This is a genomic window from Nostoc sp. C96, from assembly GCF_059384975.1.
Window position 1 is genome coordinate 5,981,910 of sequence record NZ_CM182020.1, and the last position, 22,135, is coordinate 6,004,044.

A 22,135-nucleotide genomic window follows, 5' to 3' on the forward strand; every position below is an offset into this window, starting at 1 on the left:
CTCGTATAGGAGTCAATTTCATGAATAGTATCAATCAAGATGCTTCTCAGATTAATTTAACCGCCGATGTATTAGTGATTGGCGGTGGCCCGGCTGGGACTTGGGCTGCTTGGAGTGCAGCCAGCAATGGTGCAAAAGTTGTATTAGTAGACAAAGGTTACTGCGGTACAAGTGGTGCAGCCGCCGCATCTGGCAATGGTGTTTGGTATATTCCACCAGAGCCAGAACAACGGGAAGCAGCAATGGCCAGTCGGGAAGCAATGGGAGGCTTTTTAGCAGATCGGCACTGGATGACGAGGGTATTAGATCGCACCTACGACAACATTAATTCTCTTGCAGATGAGGGTTATCGTTTCAGTGTTGATGCTAATGGCCAAGTTATCCGCCGTTCCTTGCAAGGGCCAGAGTATATGCGGTTCATGCGGAAACGGATTAAACAAGCAGGGGTGAAAATTCTAGACCACAGCCCTGCTTTAGAATTGCTCGTAGATGCAGAAGGCGCTGTAGCTGGGGCTAAGGGAATTAATCGTCAATCTGGCACATCTTGGACAGTTAAAGCCGGTGCAGTCGTCATTGCCACCGGTGGCTGTGCTTTCTTGAGTAAGGCTCTGGGTTGTAATGTCCTGACTGGAGATGGTTATTTAATGGCAGCTGAGGCGGGTGCTGACTTCTCTGGAATGGAATTTTCTAATGCTTACGCAATTTCTCCAGCGTTTTCTTCTGTCACCAAGACTCGATATTATGATTGGGCTTCTTTCACTTATGAAGATGGCACAGTAATTGAAGGTGCAGGTTCTAAACGTGGTCGCTCTGTTATTGCCAAAACATTGCTAAATCAGCCTGTGTATGCACGTCTCGACCAAAATATGGATGAAGAGACAAAAGCTTGGATGCGAGCCTCTCAACCGAACTTCTTTGTTGTCTTCGATCGCGCTGGTATTGACCCTTTTACTCAACGATTCCCCATAACTTTACGTTTAGAAGGAACTGTCCGAGGTACTGGGGGAATTCGCATTGCTGACTACACTTGTGCTACCTCAGTCATTGGATTGTATGCGGCGGGAGATGCAGCCACACGGGAATTAATCTGTGGTGGTTTTACAGGTGGTGGTAGTCATAATGCAGCTTGGGCAATGTCTTCTGGTTATTGGTCGGGACAATCTGCGGCTAACTATGCAATTAGTTTAGGAGAACAAGCCTCTCAGCGCAGTGTCCAAGGCGTTGGTGCGGCGGGATTGCGTGGTGAAGGTCATGATAAATTCTCAGTCGATGAAGCGATCGCCGCAACCCAAGCTGAAGTTTTCCCTTATGACCGCAACCTTTTCCGTAGTGATGCAGGGTTAAGTGCATCTTTAGACAGATTAGATCACCTATGGCAAGAAATCCGCCATAGTCATACACCAGATGATAGTCAAATTGTGCGATCGCGGGAAGCGGCAGCAATGGTAGCGACTGCACGCTGGATGTACAACAGTGGTTTGCAACGCCAAGAAACTAGAGGGATGCACAAACGCATAGATTATCCACAACAAGACCCCAATCAGCAATATCGCCTGCGGAGTGGTGGTTTAGATCAGATTTGGGTCAAGCCTGAGTCGTTAGTAGCAAATCGGGAATTGGTGACAGTGTAATTTTTGGGAATTGAGGAATTTCTCAACCTTTGGGCTAGGAAGGAATTGGGCTATTGTCTTGTTTCTTCCTGTTTCCTTTTTTAAACGCAAAGGTGTGAGGAGGTTAGCGCAGAGTAACGCAGAGTGTTTTTCTAGTCAATTTGCTATAAATTAATGAAATTATTATCTAAATATAGATTTAAGTTGAATCTTGATCTACCTGCTTTGCGATCGCGTAATTATCGCCTTTATTTTGCTGGACAAGCTTGGTCGATGACTGGCAGTTTCATGACGCAAGTAGCGATTCTCTGGCTGATTTATCGATTAACTGATTCGGCTTTATTATTAGGATTAGCAGGATTTTTTGGACAATTACCAGTATTTGCCCTAGCGCCAATTTCCGGTATTTTAGCCGATCGCTACAACCGCCATCACCTGTTGCTGCTACTTCAGATTGTGGGAATTTCCCTATCTGTAATTTTGACGGTGATGACATTTCTCGGCTGGGCAAATTTCTGGACATTGCTGGCTTTTAGTACATTGTTAGGTTTGTTGAAAGGGTTAGATGTGCCTGTACGTCACGCCTTTGTTAGTGATATGGTCAGTCGTGAACTTATGGCAAATGCGATCGCCCTCAATGCAGCTTTTCTTCATACTGCGAGGCTAATTGGCCCTGCCCTTGGTGGTATTTTTATTGCCAAGTTTGGCGCAGGTTATTGCTTTTTGTATGATACTCTCAGCTATATTGTGGCTATTTGGGCGATATCTGCAATGCAGATTACATCTAAAACAGTAGAAATACAGATGACTAATCCTTGGCAGAAATTGAAAGAAGGGTTTCAATATGCTTATCATTTCTTGCCTGTGCGGTCTATTTTGTCATTACTCGCAGTAGCCAGCTTAGTCGGGATGTCATATACAACACTGCTACCCATCTTTGCAGTCGAAGTTCTACGTGGAGGAGCAGAAACCTTGGGTTTTCTCACAGCCGCAGCCGCAATGGGTTCAGTGTTTGCCTGTGTTTATCTGAGTTTCCGGGAAAAGGTGGCAGGTTTAGAGCGTTTAATTGCCTTTTCTCCAGCAATTATGGGGATTGGCTTTATATTTTTCTCTTTATCTCAAGTTTTTTGGATTTCTCAATTAGCTTTAGTTTTAGTTGGTTGGAGTTCTACCCTTCAGGTAGCTGCTAGTAATACGGTGCTGCAATTTATTGTGGAAGATAGCAAACGGGGTAGGGTGATGAGCTTCTATGCTATGTGCTTTATGGGGATGTCGCCTTTCGGTAACTTGCTTGCAGGCACTTCGGCATATTACTTTAATGCTCCGAATACACTGATTGCTGGCGGTGTAGTTTGTATTATTGGTTCGATACTGTTCATCCAGCAATTACCCCAAATGGGGCGGTTAATCCACTTGGGGAAACATCAAGTGGCGAATAATTAAAGTATTGAGCAGTGCGATCGCTTTTGAGACTCCAGTTGATACTGTAAATAAATATTTTTAATCTTGACCAAATACGTGTATTTACCGGAGAATAAACCTTACTTATACAAAATAGGGAGATAAACCTTGAGTAACACAAATTTGGCACTCAAGAAGATTACCACCGAGATTAGTGGGACGGTGTTCTCTTTGCCTTACCACGTAGCTCGTGATCAAGGATATTTTGCTGACTTAGGAATAGAGATAGAGTTTGTCAAACGCAACTATGGCGATCGCCCAGCCAATATCACCCTAATTGACGATCATCGCCAAGTAAGTTCTTTTGGCGGCCCTTCTTTATTTGAACAAGGACAAAGCACCCTTTACCGCGCGTGTGAGTGGGGACAAGTACGCCGGACATACGACAGTTCCCGTGGTGGACAGGTGATAGCCAAGCGGGCGGCGATCGCCAGCCAAGCAATTATCGTCCGTCCAGATTCACCCTACAACATCCCCCAAGACCTAGCTAACGTACCAGTTGGTGTGAACTTTCACCACGGTTCTCACTACATCGCGATCCAAACTCTTGAAGGCTTCTTGGCTCCAGAGGAGATTAAAGTAGTACACATCGAAGGCGGTGGACAACATAAACAATTCAACCGCTTTGTAGCTTTGCGTGATGGGCTAGTTGATGCAGTTGCAGTCATGGAACCCTGGATTACAGTTGCCGAAAAACTGGGCTACAAGATTATCGCTGAGGCTCACTATGTCGGTCTAGAAATTGCTAGTCCCGACCTAGACGAAGAAAGTTTCGAGGCGATTAATAAAGCTATTCGTCGCGCTGTTCAAGATTTGCAAACAGACCCTATCCGCTATACAAAATATCTGATTGATGACGTATCGGAAGAGATTGTCAAACTCGAACCATCAGACTTCCGGCGCAACCGCCTGCGCTACAGTGACCCAGCACCATACTCGGAAACTGATTTCCACCGCACCTACAACTGGATGGTGAAGTGGGGACTGATTCAACCTGATGCAACTTTCCAGCAGATTGTTGATAACCGAGTTATTGCAGCTAATTGAACAACTGCGAAAATTGCTGAGTGAAAAGTAAGACTAATTTAGGGCTTACGCAAGTGTCAGATTTTTTTCGTTTAGGCTGTCAATAGTCAATGGTCAATAGTCCAAAAAAACCTTAATTTTTGGCCATTGACTCTTGTACCAGAAAATATATCTGCCAGTTGCGTAAATCCTGATTTGATTACCTAAGATTTTATCCCCTAATTCAGCAACGCCTTAAATCCAAATTCCCACATTAATATTACTTGCTTGTAATTTAAATAAATCTTGAATAAGCAAATGCACACACGTAGAGACTTTTTAAAATATGCTTCTTTAGGAGTCACAACCGCTCTAGTTACACAAGCCTGTAATAACATAACTAAACCTGCTGCTAATCAAGAAACTATCAGCATTAAATTGGGGGCTGTAAGTGGTATTAACTCAATTGATGTTTGGATTCCCCAGGATTTAGGTTATTTTAATGCCGCTGGTTTGAATGCTGAAGTCATTACTTTTCAAAGTAGCGCCAAAATGCGAGATGCGTTGATTGCAGGAGAAATTGATTTTAGCGCCCAAGCACCTCTGCACGTTTATCTTTCTCGCTTGAAGGGAGTGCCGTTAAATGTCGTTGCCAATCGTCGTAATCTTGTTGATACTTCCTTAATTGTTCGTTCTGATTTGCGCTCTCAAATTAAGAGTGTTGCTGACCTCAAAGGTAGAAAAATTTCCGCGGGTGAAATTGGCACTTGGAGTTGGGCAGTATTCGTCAAATATCTGCGGCAAAATGGTTTGAATGATCAAGATGTGGAATATGTTCAAAGTACAACAGCATCTACTTATACATTGCTGAAAACAAAGCAAGTAGATGCAGCGATCGCCGGTGCGCCTGACCTCCATAAATTAATCAAAGAAGGCACAGTCTTTCAATTACTCAATGCTTTAGATCCAGATGTGCATAAAAAGTATTTTGGTGCTAATGAGGCGATGACTCGTGCTTGGCTTAGTCATGAGCGCGTTGCTTCCGAAAAGCCGGAAGCTATTAAAAGATTAGTTGAAGTTGTCAATCGCACTTTTACATATATGCACCAAACTGCACCAGAAGACATTCTCAAAGTAGTCGGTAAACGTTTTGATAGTCAAAATTTAGACGCTATCCTTACAGGTCTGAATACCGAACTCAAACGCTCAGTGCCGAAAAATGCCTCTATCAGTGAAGCTGCTTATTTGGCTGACCAAAAAGTATTTTTTGATACGGGAATTATTAAGAAAATGGTTCCTTATGCTGAAGGGGTATTTGATAAATTTGCCGGTCATCGAGCTTAAGGAGCAACGTAATATGTCAGTCCCGACAATCACTACTCAAAATCTCGGCATTTCTTATTGGAGTAAAAATAAGCGCATTGACGCACTACAGAATGTTAGCTTGACTATTAATCGTGGTGAGTTTGTTAGCTTAATTGGCCCTAGTGGTTGCGGTAAAAGTACCTTATTAAATGTGATTGCGGGTTTAACTAGTCCGGGTACAGATGTCAATGGTAGTTTTAACACCAGCGGAATCAAAGAAATTGGCTACTTGTTCCAAAAGCAAACTTTGTTACCCTGGCGGACAGTTATAGATAATGTCACCGCACCTCTAGAAATTCGAGGTATATCTCGAACTGAAAGAAGGAAAAAAGCCTTGACAATGCTCGAAAAATATGGGTTGTCGGGATTTGAAAATAGTTTTCCTAGAGAATTATCAGGCGGAATGCAGCAGCGTGTATTACTAATTCGCACGCTGATTTATCAACCAGATGTGGTGTTACTGGATGAGCCGTTAAGTAGTTTAGATGCTCAAACACGCGCTCTGTTACAAGATGAATTTCTGCGATTATGGCGTGATACCGGATGCACCTTTGTTTTGGTAACTCATGACTTGGATGAAGCGATCGCTCTTTCTCAGCGGGTATTTCTCCTGAGCGCGCGTCCTGGCAGAATTGTCAAGGAATTTAAGATTGATTTACCCACAGAACGATCTGCGATTGCCATTCGTACCGATCCGAGATTTCAGCAAATCCAGCGTGAGATGTGGTCAGAGTTAACCACACAAGTATTACAACAACAAGACCGAGGCTTCGCACTCTTTAAAACATAAAATGAAAACTACCCGCCATAAAATTTTCCCTCTCGAACAATCCACGCTCTCTGCTACCAATAAACAGCCAAAAACACCCAGTTTTCAACCCCATCAAATTCAAGGTTGGCAACGCTTACAACAACTAGCTATACAACTCACACCTCTGGCGGTAATTTTGCTCGTGTGGGAAATTGGGACAGGAGCATTTAACATTCCGCAGTTTATTGAACCAGCATTGGTTGGTAAGCCGAGTGCAATTGTTCAAGAGGTATGGAAATTATTGTCTAGCGGGAGTATATTTCAACATATCTTTGTGACATTTCAAGAGGCGATGACTGGACTAGCTTTAGCAATGACTGGCGGTGTGAGTCTGGGAATTATCCTCGCTTATTCGCCATCAGGAGCAAAAATCACGCTTCCCTATGTTCAGATATTTAATTCTCTACCTCGGATTGCTTTAGCTCCCTTTTTTATTGTCTGGTTCGGCATTGGATTGCTCTCAAAAGTATTATTAGCAGCTTTAGCCGCTTTTTTCCCCATATTTTTTACAACTTATCAGGGACTCCAAAGTATTGAACGCGAGTTGGTTTCGGCTTTTCAAGTTATGGGTGCAAATCGTTGGCAGATGTTGTATGTGGTTGTTTTACCTTCAGTTTTGAGTTGGGTAATTGCCGGAATTCGCACAAGTTTGGGTATGGCTTTAGTTGGGGCGTTAGTTGCTGAATATATCGGTTCAACACGGGGTTTAGGTTATTTATTAATGTCAGCCCAGGGAACTTTAAATGTTGATCAAGCTTGGGCAATATTGGTAATTTTGGCATCCATTAGCGTTTTCCTTGATTGGGGAGTGCGTGTTTTAGAAGCTTACATTTTACGCTGGCGACCAAATCCTAGAGAATTGTAGTGTTTAGATAACCAAATATTAATATTCGGATATCAGTTGAGAAAGCTGCTGCATATCATGAAAAACTATCTTAGCTCCAGCCGCAGTCAGCGCAGTGCGATCACTATGTTGGGCATAACCAAAAACCGTCATCCCTGCTGCGTATCCTGCTTGCACACCTGTTACAGAGTCTTCAATCACAACACAATGTTCTGGATTTGTGTTCATTTGCTCGGCTGCATGGAGATACACATCGGGAAAAGGTTTGGGGCGCGAAACATCATGGGCGCTGTATAACCTACCGTCAAATTGATGCAAAATTCCTGTTAAATTTAACACCAGTTGAATATGACGGTGGCTGCTATTTGATGCCACACATTTTGGTAATGTCATTTGCTCTAATACTTCGGTAATACTGGAAACTGCTGTTAATTCTTGCTGCAATGCGGCTATTTCTCGTTCCTTGCAACGTTCGACAAAGTTTTTCGGCAAGGGTTTATTATAAGATTCCTCAATAATCTCTAAACAGGTTTGTAGGGATTTGCCTATAAATTTTTGAGTTACTTCTGCATAGGTAATCGGAAATCCAGCTTCGGTGAGCGTTTGTGCAAAAATGCGATTGACGATTGGTTCACTATCCACCAAGACTCCATCACAATCAAAAATCACAAGCTTGAACCGATTTTGCCTCAAATTGAGCATTTTCCCCTTGAAGTGCTAATTATATATTCTTTGCGATTGATGAGCGATCGCATTTCCTTTTTGCCAACAACCTCTAAGAGTAAAAGTTAGGTTTTGGTAGTTCATCGTTTAACGCCCAATTTCCTATGTCTCGGATTTTATAATCAACTGGATCATGGAGAGTGAATGTGCGGAGATTCCGCCAATAACGGTCAAAACCATATTTGGCATTAGTAGCGCGTGCGCCCATAACTTCAAAGATGCGGTTGGTGATGTCTAAACCAACTCTAGTGGCGACAACTTTGGTAGTAGCAATAAACAGCGCACATTCTCCCCGTTGTTCTGCGGTGAGTGACCATTCCTGATCCCAAGCTTGTTGTAATAATTCTCCCGCCTGGTCAAGTAGACAAGTAGCTGCTTGCAGATCAACCCATATATTGCCATAGTGTTGGAGGATATAAGGATCTTGGGTGGCACTCTCTACACCTGATGTCAGCCAAGGTTTTGTATTAGTGCCAGTATAGGTTTTAGCTGCTTCAAATGCTCCTTGGGCAATTCCCAAATAGATATTAGCGAGATTCAATTGAGTTAAACAGGCGCGAATAGTGGTGAAGGGTTGGCTGGGTTTATCTCTAATACCCAGAATTTCGTCTGGGTATACCAGCACATTTTCAAATGTCACAGTACCGCTGTCTGTTTGACGTTGCCCCATATTATCCCAATCATCATGAACAGTCACACCTTGGCGTTGGGTAGGAATTGCCAGAATTTTCAATTCACCAGTTTCTTGATCAGTAGCAGTGATTGGTAATATATCCGAATCTTGGGAGCCAGAGCAAAAGCTTTTAATGCCGTTAAGACGGAAATAATTATTTTCTGGTGTCAGCGTCGTTCTTTTATCTAAAGGGTTGAGGGCATTGCACCAAAACCAATTGTTGTCAATAGTTTCTGCATAATATCGCTGTTTCTGCTCTGTTGAACCAAATATGTGAGGAACTACTACACCTAGATGGTGGTAAGAAAAGACGTGAGCAATAGAACTATCAACCTTGGCAAACTCACGGGTAATCCTAAGAACGGTAATCCAGCTTTCTCCTAAACCACCGTACTCTGTCGGTACGATCAATTTTAGCAAGTTGCTTTGGCGCAGGCGATCGCGTTCATATTTTGGTGTTCCCCCTTTTGCATCTCGCTCTACAGCAGTTTCCGCAAATTCCTTTGCTAAAGACCTAGCTATATCAAGATAATTTTGAGACTTTTTAGTTCCGATTAATTGCATATTTCGCAACTTCTCCTGCCAACTTTTTATGAGGAGCAACTATCAATTGTGCTGAAAAATTTTAGATTTACAATAGTTTAACAAACCTACCGTATTATGTTTCTTAATAAGCTTTTCAGTTAAATATAATAATAAGTTGGGTTGTACTTCGTTCAACCCAACTTACTGACATAGCTATTAACTTTGATAAGGGCGCGGCAGTTGGCGTAGTTTATGCGCCGTATCTAATTCACTATTATTTTTTCTGCCATATCCCCAACCCAATATCTTACGATACTCACCCATAATGCCACTTTCAATTAAATCATCCTCATTGACTGCAATTTCAGTGTGAGATTGGGGTGCAACATAAAGCGCATCCGCCGGACAATATGCCTCACACATAAAACAAGTTTGACAGTCTTCTTTGCGAGCAATTACAGGTGGTTGGTTAGGGACTGCATCAAAGACATTAGTCGGACAAACTTGAACACACAGATTGCAATTAATACAGAGTTTATGGCTGACAAGCTCAATCATGATTTTATTTTGGCTACAACTTTGATACAACGGGTGTGGCTTGAATGGTTTCTACTGCTGGCGTAGCAGGCGCATCCGTAATCCAATCGCGTCTTACCCAAAGCTTATCTAAGCCGCCTGTGGCTTGATAATAACGCTGATGGGTATCGGTCTGGGGATAGTCTATACGAATGTGTTCGCTGCGGGTTTCTGTGCGATGTAAGGCACTAAAATATGCCCATCTGGCGACAGCAGTCAGAGCAACCGCACGCCGAGAAAATTCGATATCGCGTACGCTATCCTGTTTGGGATTACCTTGTACTTGTTGCCACAGCGTTTCTAATTTGGCGAGGGAGTCTAGAAGTTTCTGTTCCGAACGCAAGTAGTTTTTCTCCAATGGGAACATTTCAGCTTGCACACCGCGCACAATTGCCTCGTTATCGAATGTTGCAGACGTGGAGGAGTGCGATCGCATTCCCACTTGTCCCGCTGCACGTGCAGTTCTTTCATTTGCACGTGCGCCCAAATTCTTAGCAAACTTAGCCGCCCCTTCTCCTGCCCACTGCCCTGTAGAGATTGCCCAAGCCGCATTGGGGCCACCACCACCAGAAGCTAAACCAGCTAAAAATTCCCGCGATGCCGCATCCCCAGCCGCATATAGTCCAGGTACTTTTGTCGCGCAACTATCATCGATAATCCGAACACCACCTGTACCCCGGACTGTCCCTTCTAAAAGCAATGTGACAGGTACTCGTTCTGTATAGGGATCAATCCCAGCTTTTTTATAAGGTAGAAAAGCGATGAAATGAGACTTTTCAATCACAGCTTTGACTTCCGGTGTAGCTCTATCTAAACGAGCATAAACAGAGCCTTTCATCAGGGCATTTGGAAGGAATGCAGGATCACGACGACCATTGATATAACCACCAAGGTCATTACCCTCTTCATCGCTATAACTTGCCCAACCAAAAGGAACACCCCGTGTGACAGTGGCATTAAAAGCAGTCGAAATTGCATAGTGATTAGAAGCTTCCATACTGGAGAGTTCTCCACCAGCTTCTACCGCCATTAGCATTCCATCACCTGTATTAGTATTGCAACCTAATGCTTTACTTAAGAATGCACAGCCGCCATTCGCCAATACTACAGCACCCGCACGAACTGTATAAAAACGATGATGTTGTCTCTGTACACCTCTTGCCCCAGCCACAGAACCATCTTCAGCCACTAAAAGCTCTAGAGCCGGGCTTTGGTCGAGAATTTGCACTCCAGAACGCAGCAGGTTTTTCCGCATTACCCGCATATATTCTGGGCCATAATAACTCTGACGCACAGATTCCCCATTTTCTTTTGGGAAACGATAACCCCAATCTTCCAATAAAGGCAAACTCAGCCAAGTTTTTTCAACTACACGCTCTATCCAACGCAAGTTAGCGAGGCCTTTTCCTACACGAAAACGCTCCGAGACAACTTTTTCCCAGTTCTCTGGAGAAGGAGCCATGATGCCATTACCACTCGCCGCAGCAGCACCACTTGTACCCAGAAAACCTTTATCAACAATGATGACTTTGACACCTTGAGATGCTGCTGACCATGCTGCCCATGCTGCGGCAGGGCCACCACCAATCACCAGCACGTCAGCATTTAGTTGTAGTTCATTTTCTGTGAGCAATTTCTTTCTCCTTTTTGATATTGCCTTAGCAGTAGCCGCTGATTTGTTTGTGATGAGTGCTGTTTTGTCGGACTAATTATGCAGAAAATAGAGTCTGCATAACATACACAAAGAGTACGTAACGCCGTGTGCAAATTTATCTCAAACCTAACCCCCAACCCCTTCCCTACGAGGGAAGGGGTGCAAGATTCAAAGCCTCTCTCCGCTTCGGGGAGCCAGTGCTTTGCGGGGGTTCCCCCCGTTGTAGCAACTGGCGTGAGAGGTTTGGAGAGGGGTTGCAAAAATAAGTTGCACATCACTTTACATACAACGAATTACAGATAGTATGATACCCTAACTATTAGTTTATCAAACATTACGTATTGCAAGTTAATCTTGTTACTTTTGTCTGCTGAGAAATTCCTAAGCAACTTTTTGCAAGTGTCGCACCCGCGGCATAATTTCTTCGGCAAAACGTGTCATCTCCTGCACAAAGGGATTAAATTGCAGCATAAAAGTATCGATACCTGCATCAACAAAAGCTGCAACGCGAGTGGCGACTTTATCATAACTGCCAACTAAACCTGCGGCTGTACCACCATTTCCCCCAACAGCAGGATTTTTAGCGAAGAGTTGAAACATAACCGCTTCTTTGTCAACGCCTTTGGCAACACTTAATTTATATTGTTCTTCTAGCTTTTGCAGTGCCATCAGTCGTTCTAGTTCTGCTTGTGCTTCTTCATCGGTGGGACGCGCAATGACAAAAGCTGACAAACCAAAACGCACGGGTTGGGGTAAGGAACGGGGACGGCTGAGAACTTGTTGAATTACTTTGCGAACATCTGCAATTGGTTGACCGTTGATGAAGTAAACATCAGCTTGTTGTGCTGCTAATATCTGCGCTGGCTCTGATGCGCCGCCAAGATAAATCTGCGGATAAGGTTGAGCAACAGGAAAGGGTCGAAAATTTAAATCTTGAATTTTGAAATATTCACCCTCAAAGTTAACCTTTTCTCCACTCCACAAGGCTCTTACTACTTGTAACCATTCTCCTGAATAGCGATAACGTTCATCGTGAAGCGGAAAGGGAATATTAGTACGCTCCATTTCTGGACGGAACCAAGCACTAATTAAGTTAATGGCAAAACGTCCTTGACTAATTGCATCAATACCTAAAGCCATCTTGGCTAATACTGCTGGGTGAAATAATAAAGGTTTAATTGCAGCGATAATTTCGATAGTTTCTGTGGCTTCTGCTAAGGCTGCACAAGCTGTCCAAGTTTCTAATTGTTCTAAATCTAAACTGCGGGGGTTGGCAATGTGCTGGGCAACTAAGGTTGTGACATATCCTAAACGTTCTGCTTCTAATACTAGCGATCGCGTGCGCTCATAGCTAGCATCAATCGGCTCATCCGGCGTATTCAATGGGCCAAAGTTACCTCCAACTGGCGACCAAATCCCGTAGCGTGGTTCTGACACTTTTACCTCCAATTGTCATGAACTATACAAAATTGCAATATCCTCTTGTTTTTTTTCCTCATCTATGCCAATCTCATATTATTATACGATAAATTGGTAGGTTTACCGTATAATAATTACAGGTACAAAATTAAATTTTAGTACCGCCTACAAAGGTTCTAGAAAGCTATGTCTGAACCACGCTATGGGATATGGATTCCCGTTTACGGCAACTGCGGCGTAATGAACCATCCCCTTGAACCTCGTGATGCTAGTTACTCACGAGCCAAGAATTTAATTCGGTTAGCGCAAAGATGCGGATTTACGAAAACTTTAATAGCGCAACACATTATCAATCCCAGAAATCAAGAACTTGACCAGCTAGAAACTTGGACAACCGCCGCCGCCCTTGCAGAAGCCACAGAAACTATCGAGATTATTGCTGCTGTCAAACCTTTACTGTTTCATCCTGCCATCTTAGCCAAGATGGCGTTAGGCATTGATGCAATTAGCCAAGGACGTTTTGCAATTAATTTAGTTAGTGCTTGGTTTAGGCCAGAAATGGAAAAACCAGGGATCAATTTTTTGCCTCACGACGAACGTTATCGCTATTCTGATGAATGGATTAGGGTTGTCAAAGCTTTGTGGAGTGGAGAAACAGTCAACTTCCACGGCGACTATTTTCACATCAATGATTTGAAGTTGAATCCTCCACCTGTCGCTAAACCCCATCCGCGTGTGTATGTAGGAGGAGAGTCAGAACCAGCGCAAGAACTCGCTGCAAAAGAAGCGCACACATTCTTTTTAAATGGTCGTCCGATAGAAGTTATCCGCGAAACAATCGCTCAAGTGCGGCAAAAAGCTCACTCTCGTTCTCAACCTATAGGCTTCGCAATGTCAGCCTTTGTAATTGCTCGACTGACAGACGCAGAAGCCGAAGCAGAGTATCAGAACTTAAGAGCAATGGTACTTGCACAAGACGATCGCACAGAACTACTCAAAGGCGTAGATTCTGAAGTGGTCATGTTCAAAAATATGGCGAAATACCCAGGTGTAGGTAGCAATGGCGGGACTGCGGCTGGTTTGGTTGGGAGTTATGAAACCGTAGCCCAGCGCATTGCTGAATTTACCAAAGTAGGAATTGATACTTTCATGCTGCAATTTCAACCTTTCGCTACAGAAATGGAGCGTTTTGCTGCGGAGATTATACCAAGAGTAAGAGCGTTAACAGAAGAAAGTGAAGCGATCGCCACCGCGAAAAAAAATAGGAGCTAATAATTTTAGATTTTAGATTGAATCCAAAAATCTTTTCCTACTCCTCATATCATTTCCAGGTAATCTGTGCAGAAACGTCAAAACCTCTGGTTCTGTTTGAAGTACTTATGCGATTTATTCTTGAGAAAAGATTCATTTCCCAAATAACAAATTATTTATACAAATTAATCATTAATGTATCTCATCCTGCACTGAGGGATTGAGTTTCTACATAGAGAGTTGTGCATTTTAACACATAACAACGGAGGGATAATGAGCAGAACGAAGCAATTAAAATTAGGTGCCTTTATGCGCCCAGTCAGCATCCATACAGGTGCTTGGCGTTATCCTGGGGCTATACCTGACGCTAATTTCAACTTCCCAGCACTAAAACGATTTATCCAAAAACTCGAAGCAGGCAAGTTTGACGCATTCTTCATGGCGGATCACTTAGCAGTGCTGAATATGCCCATTAACGCCCTCAAACGCAGTCATACGGTGACTTCCTTTGAGCCATTTACCCTGCTTTCTGCCCTCTCTACTGTCACCGAACACATCGGTCTAGTAGCTACAGCTTCCACAACTTATGACGCGCCTTTCCACATCGCTCGCCGCTTTGCTTCTCTCGACCATATCAGTGGTGGTCGCGCTGGCTGGAATGTTGTTACTACAGCTAATCCAGACGCAGCACTCAACTTTGGTTTAGAAGAAGAGATAGAGCATAATGAACGCTACCGCCGAGCGAGAGAATTTTATGATGTTGTTACAGGTCTTTGGGATTCCTTTGCTGACGATGCGTTCATTCGGGATGTAGAAGCCGGGATTTATTTTGAACCCGATAAACTTCACGTTCTGAATCATCAGGGAAAATATCTCTCAGTGCGGGGGCCATTAAACATTGCTAGACCCGTCCAAGGCTGGCCTGTAATTGTTCAAGCGGGCGCATCCGAAGCAGGACGGCAATTAGCCGCCGAAACCGCCGAGGCTGTGTTTGCACCAGCTGGTAATCTGGAGGCTGGCAAAGCTTTATTTGCAGACATCAAAGGACGGGGGAAAGCAATTGGACGTGACCCAGATAGTATAAAAATTCTTCCCGGTGCTTTAGTTGTGGTTGGGGAAACCGTCGCCGAAGCACAAGCCAAGCGCGTTTATTTAGATAGCCTCGTACATTATGACAGTGGTATTGCCAGCTTAAATGGTGCGCTGGGCTATGATGTTTCCGGTTTTGACCCTGATGGCCCTTTACCAGAAATTCCTCCAACCAACGCTGGTCACTCTTCACGGGAAAGAGTCATAGCCTTAGCGCAGCGTGAAAATCTAACCATTCGGCAACTGGCGCAACGTGTTGGTAGTTATGGCGGGTTGGCTTTTGTTGGCACACCTCAAACCATTGCCGATGAGATGGAGCAATGGCTATTTGAGGAAGGCTCGGACGGTTTCAACATTATGTTCCCTTATCTGCCGGAAGGTTTGAATGATTTCGTTGACAAGGTTGTGCCAGAACTCCAACAACGCGGGATTTTCCGCACCGAGTACGAAGGGGCAACCTTACGGGAAAATCTCGGACTGGCGCGTCCGGCTAACCGCTTTTTCCAAACAACGAGCGCGTTTGTCAGCTAAAGACAGCCATTTTTAAAATACTAGAGAGAAAAACCATGACCCAACTCGAAGAAAAAATTATAGATTCCACCTTCAAATTTTCATCTCCTGTTACTGCCAATTCTCCCGAATTGCAAGCATTGTTTGATTTTATTGCTTTGGGAGCAAGTGAACGCGATCGCGATCGCATCTTGCCTTTTGATGTGGTTGAATTAATTCGGCGTTCCCGGTTGGGTGCATTGCGAATCCCCGTTGCTGAAGGTGGCGGTGGTAGCACGGCGCGGGAATTATTCGAGGTGGTGATTAAGTTAGGCGATGCTGATCCTAACGTTGCTCACATTGTGCGGAATCATTTTTCTGTCACAGAGCGAATTTTGCGTTCAGAACGCACTTCAAGGAATCGCCGTTGGCTCAAAGCCGTGGCTGATGGGGCAATTATTGGACTCGCTTCCACCGAATTAGAAGTTAAACGGGCTGGCGGTGGTCAAGTCGTGAATACAAAATTAACGCCCGATGGCGACGGCTATCGTCTGAATGGCACGAAGTATTACAGCACAGGCAGCCTTTATGCAGACTTGATTTTTGTGCGTGTACTAGTACCAGATGGCACAACGGCATTTATTCTTATTCCGACCAACCGCGAGGGCATTGAGCTTATAGACGATTGGGATGGCTTTGGGCAGAGGCTTACAGGCACAGGAACAACTAACTTTACTAATGTCCGTGTTGAGGCAAGTGAAGTGTTTTTTGAGACAGACACAGACAAAGATAATCTGCCATACAATATCATCCCGCAATTATTCTTGACTGCTATTAACGCTGGTATTATTCGTAGCGTGCTGCGTGATGCTACAACCCTCGTCCATAACCGTCCTCGAACTTTTTACCATGCCGTATCTGAGCAAGCAGCAGATGATCCCATCTTGCAGCAAACCGTCGGACAAATTGCGGCTAATGCTTTTGCTGCGGAAGCGATCGTTTTAGCTGCGGCGGATGGACTTGATCGCCTGCCTGCGGCTAAAGCCCAAGGCGAAGAGGCAGAGACGGCTGTAGCGTTAGAAACTTCTTTGAATGCAGCTAAAGCCAAATTGATTGTTGATGATTTGGCATTACGTTCGGCTACTTTACTATTTGAAGTTGGTGGGGCTTCGACAACGAAGAAAAGCTCAAACTATGATCGTCACTGGCGCAATGCTCGTACTTTGTCCTCACACAATCCCAATCACTTTAAGGCGCGTGCAATTGGAGACTATGAGATCAATGGTACTCCCTTGCCGCAGAGAGGATTCTTTTAAGGGGTGTAGGACAAGAATTACTGCAAAGCTTTCAACGTCTCTCTTGAATAAATTAAAATACGGCAAACTTAAGTCTGCCGTATTTTAAACGTGATTATTTTGGGCGATCGCTTGGATTTATTGCTTAGTTTAGCGCTGGTTCTGCTAACACCTTCTCAGCTTTTTGCTTCAGGACTGTTGGTAAATCACTTGTTAATGGCTCACCTTCAACCACTTGCGATTTAAAACCATCGGGCCCAACAGGAACATCGCCTGTAATGGTGGTGCGATAGAGTACGCGCTCAACTTCTATATGATCTAAATCCTGGGGTGCTAAATGGGAAGTAGCGCGGTTGTCCCAGAATGCAATATCACCATTGTTCCAACGGAAGCGGGTGGTGTAAGCAGGTTTAGTGATTTGGTTGAAGAACAACTCCAGAAGTAGTTCGCTTTCTTGGGGCGATACATCCAGAATGTGGGAGGTGAAGCCAGGATTCACAAATAGTGCGCGTTCACCAGTCTCAGGATGAACCCGCACTACTGGGTGAATCGAAACCTGTGGATTAGCTGCAATCCGTTGGGCATATTTGCTATTGCTGGGTATCCGCAAACGTGCATTAAATCTATGCTCGGCTTTCAATCCATCTGCTAGGGCGCGTAAGGGTGCAGACAAACCTTCATAAGCTGCTACCAAGTTAGTCCACTGTGTGTCACCACCAAAGCTGGGAACATTCACCGCCCGCAAAATTGAACCCGCAGGAGGGTTAACAACCGCAGTCACATCAGTATGCCAACGGCTTTCATAGCTGGTACGCCGTAGACCGTTGCGACGCTCAAAGCGACTGCGGTCAATTGGTAAGATTTGGGAAAAGCCTTCTATCGGCTCATCTTCATGGGGATGTGCATAAGTCACTTCGCCGAAACGAGATGTAAAGGCGACTTGTGCCGCATGATCTATATTTTGGTTGCGAAAGAATACGACTTTCCACTTCAATAGTGCTTTGCGAATTTCGGCAACTACATCATCGTGCAGATGAGTTGAAAGATCCACGCCGCTGATTTCAGCACCAGTGAAACCAGAAGTTGGTTTGACTTCAATATGCTTGTAGCCCATGTCTATTCTCCAAAGTTTGATCTATGGGTGAATGTTGGTATTCGACAGCTTTCTTTGGCAAGTTTTGATTAAATCCAAAGAAACATTTGTCACTAAGTCTATTCTACTTTAAATCTATCAATTTACCGTAGTATAGATTGTTAAGAAATTTCAGTGAAACTTAATCAGGATAAAAAACGAATGTCCGCAACTCTATACTTTCCCTAGGTGTTGCATCTAAAGGATTGCTGGGATCTGCAAAAGCTGTATGGGCGGCGAAACGTGCGCGTCCGTCTTCCGCAGAGTCGAAGCATTTGATAAAAAGTACCTCGTTTCTCTGCATTTGGGGAAAGTAGAACCATTGGTGTTCTGGGTTATAAGTAACTGCGTAAGTTTCACCAATGCGATCGCGATACACTAAATCTCCAGCTACAAGGTCTTTTGGTGCAATGCTTTGAGCATCACACACCGCCAATGGTGATTCTTGAATGGTGTTAGCAATGCCTCGCCAAACATTGATAATGGCAAACCGTTGTTGTAATAGCCCATCAATGTCTTCTATACCCCGCGCTGCCAACTCCCAATAAGCCCTTGTATAGCCAGATGTGGCAGTAAAATCGTTGTGTACGCGCTTGGCAGGTTCTTTAATGTTGTTCTCACCAAGCTTTGATTGAGCAGCATTACGTAGAGTGTGATCAAATATCACTACTTGAGTTGCACCCGTCAGTTGCTTTAATAATTGCTCCGCTTCTGGGTAATAGATGTGGCGGATTTCGTCTTCGTCATAAAAGTCGCGGACTTGTGTATTGTGGGCAATAAAAGCAAAACCTTCTTCATCTAGGGAGATTTTGTCTGAGATAGAACGCGCATTATGAATAGTTACCGGATAAGTGTGGAAAGTACTGTTGGTGCGGGGAACCCCTGATGGTGGTTCATAGGTGTAGTTGACAGGCTTTTCTGCCATTGGTAAAAGATAGCTGAGATTAGCTTCTACCGATGGTAAGCCGTAAGCAAGGGGTTTATCTATAACTTGGTTATTTAGGCTCATAGTTCATACCTGTTGTGAGAATTACAAACGCTATGCAGATTTAACTGACTCCCGCCTTCACTGGCTGTTTCCAGACTGCATCTGCATACAGTGATGACTCGAAGTCTGGTGCAACATTGTCACTAGTAATCCGGGCTTCGTGTTGTGACCAATCGGCAAAGAATAAGTCATGGCTGATACGTTCTACTATGGCTGGTACATCCCGGCGGATGCTGGGGACATCACCGATAGGTAGACCAAAGCTGACGAAACCAGCCGGATTGAAAACATGAATATCCTTGAGATAAGGAGCCGTACCAGGGACTTTTTCTTGGTATTCGTGGGCGCTACCAAGATAAGGGTATGTACTGAGTTGCTCGTTATGCTGCTCTGTTGGAGGTTCATAGCGATCGCGCCAAAGGGCAATATGATGAGCAAAATCGGCAAGCTCTGGGCGCTTAGTTGGGTCAACAAAATAGCCAGTCCCAGCGATCGCAAAATCGAACTCCAACACATCATCATTCACTTGCGCCACAATGCGATCGTTTTGGTTGTGAGCAGATTTCCACGGGGCAGATAAATGTAGGTGGAAGTTAGAAAAAGCAGTTACCCGCGCAATAGCATCTGGTGGTGGTGTCGAGCCAACTTGATTAAACCGCCAAGCTTGAAACCAACGAGCAGCATCAGGTAGTTGAGCATAGTTGTAGTAAGCGCCAGGATAACCCCGCACACGAATCACAGGTAGAGATGCAATTTGCGATCGCCGGGCAAACAGATGTACTGCCTTAGCACCTGATTCTAGCGCCACACCTGCTGCATCAAAAGCCGAAGCCGCCGCACCCAAAACTGCTACAGTTTTACCGCGCAACTCACTGAAGTTAATTAGCTCGGACGTATGTGCATAGAGGTGGCGTGGTAGAGATGCTAGTACAGGCGGGATATTTGCGCCACCAGTACCAGCTACACCATTGGCGAAGATAATCTTGCGTGTGGTTTCTACTTGTTTGACACCGTTCACTTCCAGATGTAGCCGCAAGAAACCGACATCCGGCTCAATGCGTATCAACTTCGTCTGATATCTCACTGGAATGTTCAAGAAATGCCGATACCAACTGAGATATTCAGCCCATAAGACTCGCGGAATGCGGTCGATTGCGACGTATGCTTCTGCACCGTGTCGTGCTTCGTACCAAGCCTGAAACGAAAGTGCGGGAATGCCTAGTTCTGGCCCTGGCAGGTTTTTCGGTGTGCGGAGCTTTTTCATTCGCGCCCGTGTGAGCCATACACCTGCATGGGCTTCGTCTTCAGCCTCGTCAATGACTGTCACACCACCAATACCAGCACGCCGCAAAGCAAATGCGAAAGTGCTACCACTGCCACTACCACCGACTATCGTGACATTATGGTCAATGCCTGGCTGATCAAACACCCAATTTTCAGGGTCAGGGCCGAGTAGGCGCAACGCCTCCCGTGCGGCAAAATCAATATCAGTCGTTGTTGTCATGTTGGTTTTTCAGAATCAATAATTCAAGAACTCTTTTCGCTTTTTTATTAGCGATCGCTTTGAGATAAAAACTTTTTAGTTGGCTAAAAAAACTCAACTGTTTTATCTCCTGTTGTGGAACAGGTTCACAATGAGTAGATAGTTGTGGTGGTAATTCCCAAATATCATGTTTTTGCGTCGCTAATAATTCACTTTCAGGGGGAGGCTGAGAGTATTGAGCCAGTAACCCTGATTCTCCATTTAGTAATTCTCTTTCGATTCCATGAAACATATTTTTAGGATGTGCAAAAATAAGTTTTTATTAGATCTCTTACGTAAATACTTTGGTGTCGCTGACAATATTATTTAAAAGCTCACGCAAAGGCGCAAAGGCGCAAAGAAGAACGCAGAAAAATATATATTCCGATTGTTCAATTATTTGTGCAGGAGTTCTCTTGAAAATCATTAGAGATTTAATAGACAATAAAATAACTCTGTCACCTATCACCTGCTGTTATGCTTAATGCTGACCTTCCTAAAGCCGAACAAATTACATCATTTTGGGGTGTATGAATTCGGCTACACAGCACATCTCGATAATGTCTTTCTAGAGTATTTTTTTAGATAAACCAGGATTTCCTATTAGTTGTAACCCAATTTCTACAGCCTTAATAGCATTACCTGTAGCCAAATATTTAACTGTTTGTGCTGACAAATTCACATTCGCATGGTGTTCCCCTCTATCAATATCTGCTGCCAGACTGTAAATTAATCGATGGTTGGCGTATAGTAATGCTTCGATTTCACCAACGGCGGTTTGAAAATTGGGTAAAGTTGCCAAACTTGCGCCTAAATTAGTAGGCGATCGCTCATTCAAATATTCAACCAACCAATCTCGTGCGGCTGTTGCTACCCCTTGATACAACGCACTTAACAGTAAACTACCAGCTGCCAGCATCAAGGGATCGGGTTGTGACCAAGCCTTTGCCGGACGGACATCTAAGGCGTACTCTGGGGGAATGCAGACATCTGCTAAAATTAGGTCATAGCTGCCTGTTGCCCGCATTCCTAAATGATCCCAAGTTTCTACAATCTTCACCCCTGGAATGTCACGGGGAACTAAAAAACTCCCGACTTGGGGTTCATCGTCATCTGTTCGCGCCCAAACTACGAAGTAACGTAAAATCGGACTGCCCGTAGTGTATTGTTTGTGACCAGTGATTGACCAACCATCTGGTGTGCGTTTGGCGATCGTTGCAGGTAATCCACCTCTGGCTGGTGTACCTAATTCTGGTTCGACACGGGCAGCATTTAGCAAAGCAATCCCTTCCACAGATTCCCGACACAATTTTTCATAAACAGCCGGATGCCAGCGTCGGTGTCGGGCGGCGTTTGCGTGTTGTAAGTAGTGCATTGTCAACACCAAGGCCGTAGAAGCATCTCCACTGGCTATCTTTTCAATCACCTTACAGGCTGTGGTATATCCTACAGCCAGCCCACCAAATTCTACTGGTATAGTCAGACTTAATAATTTTGCTTTGTGCAGGACATCAAAGTTTTCCAAGGGAAAGGAACTATCGCGGTCGTGGGTGGCGGCGCGGGTGGCAAAATCCGCAGCCAGAGAATCTACAAGCTCAAATAGATTGGGTAAGAATTTTGTTGTTGCGGTGGCGGATGCTTCTAACACAGGTGGTTTTGACATTTGGCTTTTGACTCCTGGATTGGGAGGGGGTAAGGGTGTA

The 22,135-nt window shown here is 44.4% G+C and carries 19 protein-coding genes; 9 read left to right on the forward strand and 10 right to left on the reverse strand.

The window, feature by feature from the left end; translation table 11 throughout:
- Positions 1-20 precede the first annotated feature (20 nt).
- The 6 genes from AC504W_RS25495 (at position 21) to AC504W_RS25520 (ending at position 7,117) form a co-directional block, all read left to right on the forward strand.
- Positions 21-1,631, forward strand: a complete 1,611-nt coding sequence (locus tag AC504W_RS25495; protein WP_494875017.1) for an FAD-dependent oxidoreductase — start codon at positions 21-23, stop codon at positions 1,629-1,631.
- 153 nt (positions 1,632-1,784) lie between these two features.
- Positions 1,785-3,053: an MFS transporter gene (locus AC504W_RS25500; RefSeq protein WP_494875018.1), complete on the forward strand. Its 1,269-nt coding sequence runs from the start codon at positions 1,785-1,787 to the stop codon at positions 3,051-3,053.
- Between the two features lie 126 nt (positions 3,054-3,179).
- On the forward strand, positions 3,180-4,118 hold the full coding sequence (locus AC504W_RS25505) for an ABC transporter substrate-binding protein (protein ID WP_494875019.1): 939 nt from the start codon (positions 3,180-3,182) through the stop codon (positions 4,116-4,118).
- Between the two features lie 276 nt (positions 4,119-4,394).
- Positions 4,395-5,420 carry an ABC transporter substrate-binding protein gene (locus AC504W_RS25510; RefSeq protein ID WP_494875020.1) on the forward strand — a complete coding sequence of 342 codons (1,026 nt, stop codon included), beginning with the start codon at positions 4,395-4,397 and terminating at the stop codon, positions 5,418-5,420.
- Between the two features lie 13 nt (positions 5,421-5,433).
- Positions 5,434-6,231: an ABC transporter ATP-binding protein gene (locus tag AC504W_RS25515; protein WP_494875021.1), complete on the forward strand. Its 798-nt coding sequence runs from the start codon at positions 5,434-5,436 to the stop codon at positions 6,229-6,231.
- A gap of 1 nt (position 6,232) precedes the next feature.
- On the forward strand, positions 6,233-7,117 hold the full coding sequence (locus tag AC504W_RS25520; protein WP_494875022.1) for an ABC transporter permease: 885 nt from the start codon (positions 6,233-6,235) through the stop codon (positions 7,115-7,117).
- A gap of 18 nt (positions 7,118-7,135) precedes the next feature.
- Here the strand turns inward: AC504W_RS25520 and AC504W_RS25525 are convergent, their stop codons facing one another.
- The 5 genes from AC504W_RS25525 to AC504W_RS25545 form a co-directional block, all read right to left on the reverse strand.
- Complete coding sequence (locus AC504W_RS25525; RefSeq protein ID WP_494875023.1) at positions 7,136-7,798, reverse strand: HAD family hydrolase; 663 nt, start codon at positions 7,796-7,798, stop codon at positions 7,136-7,138.
- 73 nt (positions 7,799-7,871) lie between these two features.
- Entirely contained in the window at positions 7,872-9,056 is a 1,185-nt protein-coding gene (locus AC504W_RS25530) for an acyl-CoA dehydrogenase family protein (protein WP_494875024.1), read from the reverse strand.
- 177 nt (positions 9,057-9,233) lie between these two features.
- Complete coding sequence (locus tag AC504W_RS25535) at positions 9,234-9,575, reverse strand: 4Fe-4S binding protein (RefSeq protein WP_190710328.1); 342 nt, start codon at positions 9,573-9,575, stop codon at positions 9,234-9,236.
- 13 nt (positions 9,576-9,588) lie between these two features.
- The gene (locus AC504W_RS25540) at positions 9,589-11,226 is read right to left on the reverse strand and encodes an FAD-dependent oxidoreductase (RefSeq protein WP_494875025.1); all 1,638 of its coding nucleotides are present in this window, start codon (positions 11,224-11,226) and stop codon (positions 9,589-9,591) included.
- Between the two features lie 402 nt (positions 11,227-11,628).
- Positions 11,629-12,684 (reverse strand): LLM class flavin-dependent oxidoreductase, encoded by a 1,056-nt coding sequence (locus AC504W_RS25545; protein ID WP_494875026.1) that lies wholly within the window; start codon positions 12,682-12,684, stop codon positions 11,629-11,631.
- Positions 12,685-12,852: 168 nt separating this feature from the next.
- Here AC504W_RS25545 and AC504W_RS25550 point away from each other — a divergent pair, with 168 nt between their 5' ends.
- The 3 genes from AC504W_RS25550 to AC504W_RS25560 all read left to right on the forward strand — a co-directional run bounded on the left by AC504W_RS25550 (position 12,853) and on the right by AC504W_RS25560 (position 16,811).
- Positions 12,853-13,938 (forward strand): LLM class flavin-dependent oxidoreductase, encoded by a 1,086-nt coding sequence (locus AC504W_RS25550; RefSeq protein ID WP_494875027.1) that lies wholly within the window; start codon positions 12,853-12,855, stop codon positions 13,936-13,938.
- A 252-nt stretch (positions 13,939-14,190) separates the two neighbouring features.
- A complete protein-coding gene (locus AC504W_RS25555; RefSeq protein ID WP_494875028.1) occupies positions 14,191-15,537 on the forward strand; it encodes an LLM class flavin-dependent oxidoreductase in 1,347 nt (448 codons plus the stop codon).
- 35 nt (positions 15,538-15,572) lie between these two features.
- Entirely contained in the window at positions 15,573-16,811 is a 1,239-nt protein-coding gene (locus AC504W_RS25560) for an acyl-CoA dehydrogenase family protein (protein WP_494875029.1), read from the forward strand.
- A gap of 124 nt (positions 16,812-16,935) precedes the next feature.
- Here AC504W_RS25560 and AC504W_RS25565 read toward each other — a convergent pair whose 3' ends face one another.
- The 5 genes from AC504W_RS25565 to AC504W_RS25585 form a co-directional block, all read right to left on the reverse strand.
- The gene (locus tag AC504W_RS25565; protein WP_494875030.1) at positions 16,936-17,904 is read right to left on the reverse strand and encodes a TauD/TfdA dioxygenase family protein; all 969 of its coding nucleotides are present in this window, start codon (positions 17,902-17,904) and stop codon (positions 16,936-16,938) included.
- A gap of 160 nt (positions 17,905-18,064) precedes the next feature.
- A complete protein-coding gene (locus tag AC504W_RS25570) occupies positions 18,065-18,931 on the reverse strand; it encodes a CmcJ/NvfI family oxidoreductase (protein ID WP_494875031.1) in 867 nt (288 codons plus the stop codon).
- A gap of 40 nt (positions 18,932-18,971) precedes the next feature.
- The gene (locus tag AC504W_RS25575; protein WP_494875032.1) at positions 18,972-20,414 is read right to left on the reverse strand and encodes an NAD(P)-binding domain-containing protein; all 1,443 of its coding nucleotides are present in this window, start codon (positions 20,412-20,414) and stop codon (positions 18,972-18,974) included.
- A complete protein-coding gene (locus AC504W_RS25580) occupies positions 20,398-20,685 on the reverse strand; it encodes a hypothetical protein (RefSeq protein ID WP_494875033.1) in 288 nt (95 codons plus the stop codon). The genes AC504W_RS25575 and AC504W_RS25580 overlap by 17 nt, the downstream gene beginning before the upstream one ends.
- A gap of 315 nt (positions 20,686-21,000) precedes the next feature.
- Positions 21,001-22,095 carry an acyl-CoA dehydrogenase family protein gene (locus AC504W_RS25585; RefSeq protein WP_494875034.1) on the reverse strand — a complete coding sequence of 365 codons (1,095 nt, stop codon included), beginning with the start codon at positions 22,093-22,095 and terminating at the stop codon, positions 21,001-21,003.
- Between the last annotated feature and the right edge of the window lie 40 nt (positions 22,096-22,135).

Excerpts from the sequence above, each read along its gene's own strand:
- AC504W_RS25565 (WP_494875030.1), bottom strand. The coding sequence starts at position 17,904 with ATGGGCTACAAGCATATTGAAGTCAAACCAACTTCTGGTTTCACTGGT.
- AC504W_RS25580 (WP_494875033.1), bottom strand. The coding sequence starts at position 20,685 with ATGTTTCATGGAATCGAAAGAGAATTACTAAATGGAGAATCAGGGTTA.
- AC504W_RS25535 (WP_190710328.1), bottom strand. The coding sequence starts at position 9,575 with ATGATTGAGCTTGTCAGCCATAAACTCTGTATTAATTGCAATCTGTGT.
- AC504W_RS25495 (WP_494875017.1), top strand. The coding sequence starts at position 21 with ATGAATAGTATCAATCAAGATGCTTCTCAGATTAATTTAACCGCCGAT.
- AC504W_RS25510 (WP_494875020.1), top strand. The coding sequence starts at position 4,395 with ATGCACACACGTAGAGACTTTTTAAAATATGCTTCTTTAGGAGTCACA.
- AC504W_RS25520 (WP_494875022.1), top strand. The coding sequence starts at position 6,233 with ATGAAAACTACCCGCCATAAAATTTTCCCTCTCGAACAATCCACGCTC.
- AC504W_RS25525 (WP_494875023.1), bottom strand. The coding sequence starts at position 7,798 with ATGCTCAATTTGAGGCAAAATCGGTTCAAGCTTGTGATTTTTGATTGT.
- AC504W_RS25575 (WP_494875032.1), bottom strand. The coding sequence starts at position 20,414 with ATGACAACAACGACTGATATTGATTTTGCCGCACGGGAGGCGTTGCGC.
- AC504W_RS25555 (WP_494875028.1), top strand. The coding sequence starts at position 14,191 with ATGAGCAGAACGAAGCAATTAAAATTAGGTGCCTTTATGCGCCCAGTC.
- AC504W_RS25570 (WP_494875031.1), bottom strand. The coding sequence starts at position 18,931 with ATGAGCCTAAATAACCAAGTTATAGATAAACCCCTTGCTTACGGCTTA.
- AC504W_RS25560 (WP_494875029.1), top strand. The coding sequence starts at position 15,573 with ATGACCCAACTCGAAGAAAAAATTATAGATTCCACCTTCAAATTTTCA.
- AC504W_RS25515 (WP_494875021.1), top strand. The coding sequence starts at position 5,434 with ATGTCAGTCCCGACAATCACTACTCAAAATCTCGGCATTTCTTATTGG.
- AC504W_RS25550 (WP_494875027.1), top strand. The coding sequence starts at position 12,853 with ATGTCTGAACCACGCTATGGGATATGGATTCCCGTTTACGGCAACTGC.
- AC504W_RS25500 (WP_494875018.1), top strand. The coding sequence starts at position 1,785 with ATGAAATTATTATCTAAATATAGATTTAAGTTGAATCTTGATCTACCT.
- AC504W_RS25585 (WP_494875034.1), bottom strand. The coding sequence starts at position 22,095 with ATGTCAAAACCACCTGTGTTAGAAGCATCCGCCACCGCAACAACAAAA.
- AC504W_RS25530 (WP_494875024.1), bottom strand. The coding sequence starts at position 9,056 with ATGCAATTAATCGGAACTAAAAAGTCTCAAAATTATCTTGATATAGCT.